This window comes from Pseudomonas sp. TWR1-1-3 (assembly GCF_049896805.1).
In the GTDB taxonomy this organism is placed as follows: Bacteria; Pseudomonadota; Gammaproteobacteria; order Pseudomonadales; family Pseudomonadaceae; genus Aquipseudomonas; species Aquipseudomonas bubulae.
Genome location: NZ_JAFCUZ010000002.1, coordinates 771,105 through 782,651 on the forward strand (window position 1 = coordinate 771,105; position 11,547 = coordinate 782,651).

An 11,547-nucleotide genomic window follows, 5' to 3' on the forward strand; every position below is an offset into this window, starting at 1 on the left:
CGTTTCATGCGTCATAAAAAGCCCCTCGCCCTATTTCAGGGCGAGGGGCTTTTTTGTTGCCCTGATTCGGGGCACTGCAAAGGCGTAAGCCCAATGCAAGGTAACTCGTGAATCAGAACATGAAACAAGATCCGTAGCAGCTGCAGGAACACTGCAACTGTGGGAGCGAGCCTGCTCGCGAAGGTCGTTCGCGAGCAGGCTCGCTCCCACAATAGGGCTTGACCTGCAACAGAGTATCTACAGGGTGTGGATCAACCGCGAGCCTGGTTGATCAGCTCGATGTACTCGTCAGCATTGCGCTGGTCCTTGATGATGTCCACGAACGTCTGACCCTGTTCGTCTTTGCCATCCAGGTCGTAGCCAGCTTCCTTGAAGAAAGCCAGGAAGCGCCCGAAGTCATCGATGCGCAGGCCACGATAAGCCTTGATCAGTTTGTGCAGCGACGGTGAAGTAGCGTCCACAGGCTCAAAGTCCAGGAACAACTTGATCTGCTCGTCGCCGATCTCATCACCAATCAACTGCTTTTTGTCTTTACGCATGTCCGGCTCCAGCCTGTTGATACTTCACGGGGCCCGCAGTTTACCCAAGGCTTATCGTGCGCGCACGCTGCCGGTGTGCAAGTCGGCCCAAATATGGCCATTGGCATAGGTCAAGAACTGGACATAAAGCGTGTCATTACGCAGCAAATCAATCACGACCCGGTACTGGCTCTGTGGATAAGACAAGCTCAGGGTTCGCGTCTTGCTGTCGAACACGGGCTTTTTCAGGCTTTTGCTTTCGCCATCAAATGAAATCAGCACCTGGCGCACGGTAGCGCCCTGGCTCATCGGCTTGCCCTTCAAGCGCACCAGCAGTGGCGAAGTCACCGGGATTGGCTGCTGATTGGACTGGCGCTGGCTACCCACCACCACCGAGTACGAAGTCACCAGCATCAACTGCTGTTGCTCGGGCACTTCGCTGCGCACTTGCAGATCATCGGCAGGCAGAAACTGCCCGTGCAACAGCGGTGTGGCCACAGGAGCCGCCGCCAGAGGCAGGCTGGCCAGCAGCAGGCTCAGGGCAACACTGCGAAATAGAAGACTCATGTCAGGTTCCAGAAAACGGGAAGCAGCACTCTAGCATGTCGCGCGCCCGCCTCTTCTACTGTGCAACCAGCTGCCCCGCCACGATCCGCACATGCTGCGGATGAAAGCGCGCAAGGCTGCTGCGATGGCCCACGCTGACAATGCTCAAGCCCGGCAGTTGATCGATCAGGGCCTGGTACACCATGGCCTCGTCTTCCTCGTCCATTGCCGAGGTTGATTCATCCATATACAGCCACTGCGGGCGATACAGCAGCGCGCGGGCAAAAGCCAGGCGCTGCTGCTCACCACCGGACAGCAACCGTTGCCAGTGATTGATCTCATCAAGCTTGGGAATCAGGTGCTCAAGCCGGCAAGTACGCAGCACCTCTTCATAACGCTCAAGGGTGTAGGTGTCCCCGGTCTGTGGATAACTCAGGGCATCGCGCAAGGTGCCTATGGGCAAGTAGGGTTTTTGCGGCAGAAACAGCGCACGCTCGCGGGGCATGCAGATCGCCCCGCCCCCTCTAGGCCAAAGCCCGCCCATCGCCCGCAGCAAGGTACTCTTACCACTGCCGGAGCGACCGCTGAGCATCAGCCTCTCACCCTCCTGCACCTGCAGGCTGGCGTCATGCAGCAGCGGGCGACCATCGGCCAGATCCAGGCTCAAGTCATGGATCTGCAAGTTTTCGCCCAGATGCTGCACATCAATCGCCGGGCTGCGCTGCTCGTTGTCGGTCATGGCCTGACGAAAACTCAGCAACCGGTCGCAGGTGGCACGCCATGCCGCCAGAGTCACGTAGGCATCGATAAACCAGCTGAAGTTCTCTTGCACATTGCTGAAGGCCGAGTTGATTTGCATCAGCTCACCCAGCTCGATCTTGCCGGAAAAGTAACGCGGGGCCGCGACGATAAACGGAAAGATAATGGCGATCTGCGAGTAACCGGCGGTGAAAAACGTCAGGCGTTTTTGTACCTTCATTTGCGTCCAGAAGTTTTTCCAGACCTTGTTGAAACGCGTGCTCAGTTGCTCATGCTCATTGGCTTCGCCGTTGTACAAGGCAATGCTCTCGGCATTCTCGCGCACCCGCACCATCGAGAAACGCAAGTCAGCTTCGAAGCGCTGTTGCTGGTTGCTCAAGCCAATCAGCCGCCGACCGATCAGATGCGCCAGCCAACTGCCCACAGCGGCATACAACAGCGCGCACCAGAACATATAGCCGGGGATGGTGACGCCAAAGACTTCGATGCTGCCAGAAACGCCCCACAGGATGATCGAAAACGACACCAGGCTGACCACGTTACGGATCAGCCCCAGGCCCAGGGTCAAGGTGCTGTCGGTGAACGAATTGATATCTTCACTGATGCGCTGGTCAGGGTTGTCGGTATAGCCGCCCTGCTCCAGCTGGTAATAGTTCTTGTGGGCCAGCCAGCGTGCGAAGTGCTGCTCGGTCAGCCAGCGGCGCCAGCGAATGGTCAGCATCTGGGTCAAATAGAGCCGATACACCGCGCCGACAATACCCGCCGCGGCAATGATGCCGAAGTAGCCGATCAGGCTCCAGAACGCCTTGGCGTCCTTGTTTTCCAGGGCATTGTAGAAGTCCTTGTACCAGTGGTTGATCCACACCGAAATGCCCACGCTGACCAGCGACAAGGCAACCACGGCGATCAACAGCAACCACGCCCTGGCGCGTTCTTCACTGCGCCAGTAGGGGGTTATAAGGCGCCACACCCGAGGGATGAAATCCCCACGCACAGCATCATTCACTACAGAAGGCTCGGCGTTCTGATTCATCGTTCAGGCTCGTTCGGAGTAAAGAGCAACCTGCAAGCCGGTCAGGACAACCGGCCCACGACGCTGGGACACGTCTTGTTACAGGTTAGAAGCTGTAGCCGTCAGCATGCAAGGCGCAATGCAAATGCTACAGCTCCCGTTCAGCGTCGCACCGGACGCTTCTGCAATTTGCGCTGCAAGGTACGCCGATGCATGCCCAGGGCGCGGGCAGTGGCCGAAATATTGCCTTCATGCTCACCCAGCACGCGCTGGATGTGTTCCCACTGCAGGCGGTCAACCGACATCGGGTTGTCCGGCACCAGGGTTTCCAGGTCGGCATGCTGGGACAGCAAGGCGGCGAGCACGTCATCGGCATCGGCTGGTTTGCACAGGTAGTTGCAGGCTCCGCGCTTGATCGCCTCAACGGCGGTGGCGATGCTCGAATAACCGGTGAGGATCACCACCCGCATCTCCGGGTCGAGTTCCAGCAGCTTGGGCAGCAGGACCAGGCCGGAATCGCCGTCCATTTTCAGATCCAGCGCGGCAAAATCGGGCAGATCCTGTTGTGCCAGGATCAGCCCCTCTTCGGCGGAACCTGCCGTGCTCACGCGAAAACCGCGTCGGCTCATGGCGCGAGCCATCACACGGGTAAAAGTGGCGTCGTCATCTACCAACAACAAATGCGGCAGTTCTTCGCCTTCGACCTGAATTTCTTCACTCATTTTCATTTCCTCGGGCGACACGTGGCAGGCGCAGCTCAGTGAGCGTACCGCCATCCTCATGACTGTAGAGTTTTACCGAGCCGCCAGCGCGGGTCACGCTGGCCTTGCTCAAGAATAGGCCCAGACCGAAGCCTTTGCCCTTGGTAGTAAAAAAGGGTTTGCCGATTTGTTCGGCGATGGCCAACGGTACACCCGGACCGTGGTCACGAATACTGATTGTCAGATCAACCGCATCCCAGTCGACTGTCACTTCCAGCCCTTCCGGGCAGGCATCGGCGGCATTGTTGAGCAGGTTGAGCAGCGCCTGGGTCAAGTCAGGTGGCGGCGCCAGGCGCGGAACCGGCGCGTGGCCCAGGCACTGGAAGCGATAAGTGGCTTCAGGCCGCATCAAGTGCCAGCGGTTCAGAGCCTCATCCAGCCATTGCGTAACGTCCTGAACCTCGATCGCCAGCCGACGGTTGGCCTCGGCGGCACGCACCAGTTGCTGCAGGGTTTCCTTACACAGTTTGACCTGGTCCTGAAGCACGCTCAGATCGTCCTGCAAATCCGGGTCAAGGTGATCGCGACGCATCTCCTTGAGCAGCACGCTCATGGTCGACAACGGCGTCCCCAGTTCATGGGCTGCGCCGGCCGCCTGCGTGGCCACGGCCAGCAATTGCTGGTCGCGCAGGCCTTCTTCACGGCGCAGGGCGCGCAGTTCTTCCTGACGGCGCAGCTCTTCGCCCATCTTGGCTGCAAAAAATGTAATCACGGCCGCAGACAGCGCAAAACTCAACCACATGCCATAAATCTGCAGCTTTTCGCGGAAGAACGGCACGGTATCTATAGGGTAGAACTGCATCAACAGCAGCGTATACAGCGCCAGCGCAATCCCGGTCAGCACCAGCGAATAGCGCCAGGGCAGCGTGACGGCGGCGATGGTCAGCGGCACCAGATAATACGAAACAAACGGGTTGGCCGAGCCACCCGAAAAGTACAGCAGGGCACTGTGGATAAACAGGTCACAGGCCAGTTGCAGCGCATATTCCAGCTCAGTCACCGGCCAGGTGGTGCGCAACCGGATCGCGGTAAACGCGCACAACAGCATGGAAAACCCAAGGGTGATGCTGAGCTGAAACCAGGGTAATGGCAGCAGGTTGAATAGATAGGCAAAGCCCACTGAACCCGCTTGCGCGGCCAGCACCAACATGCGGATAAACGTAAGACGCCAGAGGTTCTGGCGTGTTGCGGACAATAACTGAACGGGGGCGAGCATGAGCTCTCCTGATGAGCGCTCCAGGCGGATCACCGGGAGTATAACCAAGCAGGCGGCCCCGCAGGCAAAAGTGCGGCAAACAGCCACAGTGTTTTTTATGGAAATGCGGCTAAAAGCCTGCGCAAAAAACGCCCTCGTAGCAGCTGCCGAAGGAACGAGGCTGCGTTCGGCTGCGAAGCAGTCGCGAAATCAGACATTGCGATCTATCAGTTAAACCTGGTTCTCAGCATTGACGACCGCTTCGCGCTCGAACGCAGCTCGTTCCTTCGGCAACTGCTACGCAATCTGTGGAGACCATATGTATCGAAAATGTAATTGGGCGAACTGATGGCCACTGATTAGAGTCATATGGCCATTGCTGTTCTCAATCAAGGAGCTTCCATGTCCAACTTCCAACGCACCGCTGCCCTTTTGACCCTGAGCATCGGCGCACTTGCCAGCCTGCCGGCCCTGGCAGACGACATTCATTACAACCAGATTTCCCTGCGTGCCGAAGCCAGCCAGGAAGTGCCTCGCGACTTGATGATCGTGACGCTCTATACCGAAGCGCAAAATACCGACGCCGCCAAGTTGGCCGCAGAAATCACTACGTCGATGAACAAAGCCATCGGCCAGGCCAAATCCGTCAAGGAAGTCACCCTGCGCCAGGGCAATCGCAACAGCTACCCGATTTACGACAACAAAACCCAGAAGATCACCGGTTGGCGTGAACGCGCAGAACTGCGCCTTGAAAGCACCGATTTTGCAGCTCTGTCCAAGCTCACCGGCGATCTGATGCAAACCCTGAAAATGGGCAGCATGCAGTTCACCGTCGCCAATGCCACGCGCAAAACCAGCGAAGACGCGCTGCTCAAGGACGCTGTAAATGCGTTCAAGGCTCGCGCCCAGTTGGCCACCGACGCCCTGGGCGGCAAGGGTTACAAGATCGTCAACCTGAACCTCAACACCAACGGCTACCCGCAACCTTACCTGCGCAGCGCAATGATGATGAAGGCCGCAGCCCCGGCGATGGACTCGGCGCCTACCCCGGAAGTCGAAGCCGGCACCAGTGAAGTCAGCATGAGTGCCGATGGCGTGATTGAAGTGCAGATGCAGTAAGCCTGATACGCCCTGCCAACCCCTGAAGCCAGACCGTTTCAGGGGTTTTTTTATGCCCCCGGGAAAACGCCTGCAATCGTTCTAGAATTTCAAGGTGATTACCTGCAGCAGCGCTGCCCTTCACAACAATGTTTCCCGCACAAGGGTATTGATTAGTAACAACACTGTCCTAAAACAGTGCAAGAAGGTCGCAAAAGCCCCCCGCAGATGTAAGCAAATGAGTCGAAATGCCATGCGCAAACGATCAAATGCGTCATAAGTTATATAAAAGCGACATTCCTGTACGATCGTCCCACCTTTTCAAGCTTCAACTGCTTCCACATATTGCATTGGGTATGGGCTGTGCATAAGTATCGCCGGGTCGACTCATAAGGTCGCCCTCAAACCAAAAATGACAAAAATCATGAGGCCACCATGTTCAAACACGCGGTCATTCCGTTTTTAGTAGGCGCCAGCCTGTTGGCAAGTGCACCTTTCGCCCACGCTGCTTCCAACCTGGTGTTTTGCTCTGAAGGCAGCCCGGCAGGTTTTGACCCTGGCCAGTACACCACCGGTACTGACTTTGATGCGTCGGCCGAGACCATCTTTAACCGCCTGAGCCAGTTCGAACGTGGCGGCACCAAGGTTGAGCCCGGCCTGGCGACCAGCTGGGATGTCTCGCCAGATAACCTGACATGGACTTTCCACCTGCGTGATGGCGTCAAGTTCCACACCACCCCTTACTTCAAGCCAACCCGCGATTTCAACGCCGACGACGTGCTTTTCACGTTCAACCGCATGCTCGACAAAGACATGCCGTTCCGTAAGGCTTACCCCACCGAATTCCCTTATTTCACCGACATGGGCATGGACAAAAACATCGCCAAGGTGGAAAAAATCGACGACAAGACCGTCAAGTTCACCCTGAACTCGGTCGATGCCGCGTTTATCCAGAACATGGCGATGCACTTTGCATCCATCCAGTCCGCCGAGTACGCCGACAAACTGCTCAAGGATGGCAAGCCTGCCGACATCAACCAGAAACCGATCGGCACCGGCCCGTTTGTGTTCAAGAGCTACCAGAAAGACTCGAACATCCGCTACACCGGCAACAAGGACTACTGGAAGCCAGAAGACGTCAAGATCGACAACCTGATCTTCGCCATCACCACCGACCCCTCGGTACGCGTCCAGAAGCTCAAGAAGAACGAGTGCCAGGTCACCCTCTTCCCGCGTCCGGCCGACCTCAAGGCCCTGAGTGAAGACCCGAATCTGAAGATGCCCCATCAAGCGGGCTTCAACCTCGGTTACATCGCCTACAACGTGATGGACAAGATCAAGGGCAGCAACGAACCAAACCCGATGTCCCAGCTCAAGGTCCGCCAGGCCCTGGACATGTCGGTGAACAAGCAGCAGATCATCGATTCGGTGTACCAGGGTGCAGGCCAACTGGCTGTTGGCGCCATGCCACCGACCCAATGGTCCTATGACACCAGCATCAAGGACGCACCTTTCGATCCGGAAAAAGCCAAACAACTGCTCAAGGAAGCAGGCGTCAAGGAAGGTACCGAGATCGTACTGTGGGCCATGCCGGTGCAACGCCCGTATAACCCCAATGCCAAGCTGATGGCTGAAATGCTCCAGTCGGACTGGAGCAAGATCGGCATCAAGGCCAAGATCACCAGCTACGAATGGGGCGAGTACATCAAGCGCTCCAAAGGCGGCGAGAACGGCGCGATGCTGATTGGCTGGAGCGGCGACAACGGTGACCCGGACAACTGGCTCGGCACCCTGTTTGGCTGCGACTCGCTGGAAGGCAACAACTTCTCCAAATGGTGCGACCCGGAGTTCGACAAACTGGTCAAAGCCGCCAAGGCCACCACTGATATTGCAGAGCGCACAAAACTGTACCAACAGGCGCAGCAACGACTCAAAAGCCAGATTCCGATGACACCTATCGCACACTCGACGGTGTATCAACCGATGCGCAAAAACGTAGAAGATTTCAAGATCAGCCCGTTTGGCCTGAACTCCTTCTACGGGGTCAGCGTCGGCAAATAACAAGGACCGGTGAATGCGGCTACAAGGCTGCATTCACTTATCTACCAGGACGGTGGAAATCACCTACAGCCTAAAGCCATATCTGACTACATCAGAGGCTATAGGAAGCCAAGACGATTCCTACAAGATTGTCAGATCCCATGTATTTACTGCTGAGCGCCGGCTGCTTAACTTCGGCCAAGGGCAGTCTATTGCAGCGGGTGAGGCGCAGTAGTTGATGGCATCGACGCCCTGAACCGTACGCCTTCGATCAAGGCGCGCTCAGGACTCAAAAATAAAAAAAGGATAGGGAACGCCATGCGCAACCCTCTGGTTTTATCAGTATTGATCGGCGCCGGCGTACTTGCCGGCAGCCCACTCGCAAACGCAGCCAACAGCCTGGTGTTTTGTTCCGAAGGCAGCCCGGCCGGTTTTGACACCGCGCAGTACACCACCGCCACCGACAACGACGCGGCCGAGCCCATTTACAACCGCCTCGCTGAGTTTGAAAAAGGTGGCACCGCAGCCGTTCCGGCCCTGGCAACGAGCTGGGATGTTTCCGAAGACGGCCTGACGTGGACGTTCCACCTGCGTGACGGGGTCAAGTTCCACACCACAAAATGGTTCACCCCGACCCGCAACTTCGATACCGATGACGTGCTCTTTACGTTCAACCGTATGCTCAACCCGGACCATCCCTTCCGCAAGGCCTACCCCACCGAGTTCCCGTACTTCAACGGCATGAGCCTGGACAAGAACATCGCCAGCGTCGAAAAAACCGGTCCCATGACCGTGGTCATGAAACTCAACTCGGTAGACGCCGCCTTTATTCAAAACCTGGCCATGAGCTTTGCCGCCATCCTGTCGGCCGAATACGCCGACCAGTTGCTCAAGAGCGGCAAGCCCAGCGATATCAACCAGAAGCCTGTCGGCACCGGCCCGTATGTGTTCCAGCGTTATCAGAAAGACTCCAACATCCGCTACGCCGCCAACAAGGACTATTGGGCCCCCAGCCAGGTCAAGCTCGACAACCTGATTTTCTCGATCAGCGTCGATGCCTCGGCGCGCATGCAAAAGCTGCGTAAAAACGAATGCCAGGTCTCGCTCAACCCGCGCCCGGCCGACGTTGCCGGCCTCAAGGCCGATCCGAAGCTGCAGGTGATTGAAAAGCCCGGCTTCAACCTCGGTTACATTGCCTACAACGTGCAGCACAAGCCGTTCGACCAGTTGCAGGTGCGCCAGGCCCTAGACATGGCGGTCAACAAGGACGAGATCCTCAAGGCGGTGTATCAGGGCGCAGGCCAAAAAGCCGTCAACGCCATGCCGCCAACGCAATGGTCCTACGACGAAACCATTACCGACGCCCCCTACAACCCGGAAAAAGCCAAAGAGCTGCTCAAAGCCGCTGGGGTCAAGGACGGCACCGAAATAACCCTGTGGGCCATGCCCGTACAGCGCCCCTACAACCCGAACGCCAAGCTGATGGCCGAAATGCTGCAGTCGGACTGGGCCAAAATCGGCCTCAAGGTCAAGATCGTCAGCTATGAATGGGGCGAGTACATCAAACGCACCAAAAATGGTGAGCACGACATCAGCCTGATTGGCTGGACCGGCGACAACGGTGACCCGGACAACTGGCTCGGCACCCTCTACAGCTGCGACGCAATCGGCGGCAACAACTACTCCATGTGGTGCAACAAGGAGTACGACAGCCTGGTCAAAAATGCCAAGGTCGTGACCGATCGCGATCAGCGCACAGTGCTCTATAAACAGGCCCAGCAGTTGCTCAAGCAACAGGTGCCGATCACCCCCATTGCGCACTCCACGGTCAACCAGCCGCTGAGCGCCAAAGTCGAAGGGTTCACGGTCAGCCCCTTTGGCCGTAACGCCTTCTCAGGTGTCAGCCTCAAGGACTGATTACTCCAATAGAACAGTGCCACTGTGGGAGCGAGCCTGCTCGCGAAGTACTCAAGAGCAGCGCGGTATCGCCAACGACCTTCGCGAGCAGGCTCGCTCCCACAACAGAGATCACAAACAACACCGCTCTTTCAGCAGGTCACTTAACCCATGGCCCGCTAAAACTTCGCCAAATCTGCACCAGGCAAACGTTTGCAATGCTTTAAATCGTTTCACAACAGCCGAGTCATCACAAAAAAGACCGGCCATAAAAAGAAGAAACCAAAGAGGAGCCTCAACCATGAAACTCACCAGCCGCGCGTTATTGGCCTTGTCCATCAGCAGCATCACTGCGATGGCCAATGCCGATGAATTCATGCCGACCGAACTCAAAGCCAGCAGCGCTCAAAGCGAGACCAAGGGCTTTGTCGAAGACCAGACCCTTGGCGGCACTACCCGCAACTGGTACGCCAACGAGCTCAAGCGTCGCGATGACCGTTTCAGCTACAACAACCACGGCACCCGTGAATCCACCCCGCGCCGGATCAACTGGGTACAGGGCACCATCCTCGACTACAAGTCGGGCTTCACCGAAGGCACCGTAGGCTTCAGCACCCAGGTCGCGGCTTACAACGCCATTGCCCTGGATCGCGACGCCAAGGACATCGCCGGGCCAAACAACCGCACCCTGACCCACAGCGACGGCGACGCCGTCGGCCAGTGGAGCAAGCTGGGCCTGGCCAACCTCAGCGCCCGCATCTCCAACACCACGCTGACCGTAGGCCGACAGAACTTCAGCAGCCCGACCATCGACGTGATCGGTAACCGCGCACTGCCTTCCAGCTTTCAAGGGGTGGGCCTGCACAGTGAAGAGTTCAACAACCTGTCGTTCGATGCCGGCTCCTTTGACCGCGTGTCCCCGCGTACCGAGTCGAGCCTGAGCAAGTTCCGCAGCGAATACGGCGCAACCGGGGTTGAAACCGATCGCGCCAGCGTCGCCGGCCTCAACTACCAGCCGTTCAAGAGTCTGAAGACCACGCTGTACGCAACCCACGTTGAAGACTTCTGGAACCAGTACTACTTCGGCGCCGTACACGACATGGGCGACAACGCCACCCTGGGCCTGAATACCAACTTCAACTACTACAAGACCCTGGATACCGGCAGCAAGGCCCTGGGCAACATCAACAACGACGCCTACAGCCTGGCCTTCGCCCTGACCCACCAGGCCCACACCCTGAGCCTGTCGTTCCAGCAGATCGTCGGCGACGAATACTTCGACTACCTGCACGAAACCAACGGCATTTACCTGGCCAACTCCCTGCTCTCGGACTTCAACGGCCCGAACGAGAAATCCCTGCAACTGGCCTACAGCATCAACATGGCCCAGTACGGCATTCCGGGCCTCAAGTTCAACGCCTACCACGCCCGCGGCTGGGATATCGATGGCACCAAGTACACCGGCACCGCCTACGACGTGAAGAACATGGACGGCGAAACCCATTACGAGTACAGCGTTGGCACGTCCTATGCAATCCAAAGTGGCCCGCTGAAAGCCACCGCGATTCGCGCGACGTACACCACGCACCGCGCCAGCAAAAACCAGTCTGACGGCAACATCAACGAATTCCGCCTGGTGACCACCATTCCGTTCAACATTCTGTAAAAAACTGCTCAAACCCGAAGGCTGCGGCTGATTCGACGAATCAGCCGCAGCCGTTA

The 11,547-nt window shown here is 57.4% G+C and carries 9 protein-coding genes; 4 read left to right on the forward strand and 5 right to left on the reverse strand.

Annotated features, from left to right (window positions below; all coding sequences use genetic code 11):
• Window positions 1–251: 251 nt before the first annotated feature.
• The 5 genes from ACP7BE_RS11070 to ACP7BE_RS11090 form a co-directional block, all read right to left on the reverse strand.
• Entirely contained in the window at window positions 252–539 is a 288-nt protein-coding gene (locus tag ACP7BE_RS11070) for a PA4642 family protein (protein WP_095018285.1), read from the reverse strand.
• A gap of 51 nt (window positions 540–590) precedes the next feature.
• Entirely contained in the window at window positions 591–1,085 is a 495-nt protein-coding gene (locus ACP7BE_RS11075; protein WP_095001567.1) for a hypothetical protein, read from the reverse strand.
• Window positions 1,086–1,140: 55 nt separating this feature from the next.
• Complete coding sequence (locus ACP7BE_RS11080; RefSeq protein ID WP_095024051.1) at window positions 1,141–2,856, reverse strand: ABC transporter ATP-binding protein/permease; 1,716 nt, start codon at window positions 2,854–2,856, stop codon at window positions 1,141–1,143.
• A gap of 140 nt (window positions 2,857–2,996) precedes the next feature.
• Window positions 2,997–3,557, reverse strand: a complete 561-nt coding sequence (locus ACP7BE_RS11085; RefSeq protein WP_016779485.1) for a response regulator transcription factor — start codon at window positions 3,555–3,557, stop codon at window positions 2,997–2,999.
• Window positions 3,550–4,812 (reverse strand): ATP-binding protein, encoded by a 1,263-nt coding sequence (locus ACP7BE_RS11090; protein ID WP_095001569.1) that lies wholly within the window; start codon window positions 4,810–4,812, stop codon window positions 3,550–3,552. Before ACP7BE_RS11090 ends, ACP7BE_RS11085 begins: the two co-directional genes overlap by 8 nt.
• A gap of 381 nt (window positions 4,813–5,193) precedes the next feature.
• On the opposite strand from ACP7BE_RS11090, the gene ACP7BE_RS11095 reads away from it, so the two are divergent.
• The 4 genes from ACP7BE_RS11095 (at window position 5,194) to ACP7BE_RS11110 (ending at window position 11,491) form a co-directional block, all read left to right on the forward strand.
• Window positions 5,194–5,910, forward strand: coding sequence for an SIMPL domain-containing protein (locus ACP7BE_RS11095; RefSeq protein ID WP_095001570.1), 717 nt, complete (start codon window positions 5,194–5,196; stop codon window positions 5,908–5,910).
• A 414-nt stretch (window positions 5,911–6,324) separates the two neighbouring features.
• Complete coding sequence (locus ACP7BE_RS11100; protein WP_150628282.1) at window positions 6,325–7,950, forward strand: ABC transporter substrate-binding protein; 1,626 nt, start codon at window positions 6,325–6,327, stop codon at window positions 7,948–7,950.
• Window positions 7,951–8,247: 297 nt separating this feature from the next.
• Entirely contained in the window at window positions 8,248–9,846 is a 1,599-nt protein-coding gene (locus ACP7BE_RS11105; protein WP_426105844.1) for an ABC transporter substrate-binding protein, read from the forward strand.
• A 280-nt stretch (window positions 9,847–10,126) separates the two neighbouring features.
• Window positions 10,127–11,491 (forward strand): OprD family porin, encoded by a 1,365-nt coding sequence (locus tag ACP7BE_RS11110; RefSeq protein WP_095024053.1) that lies wholly within the window; start codon window positions 10,127–10,129, stop codon window positions 11,489–11,491.
• The last annotated feature ends 56 nt before the right edge of the window (window positions 11,492–11,547 follow it).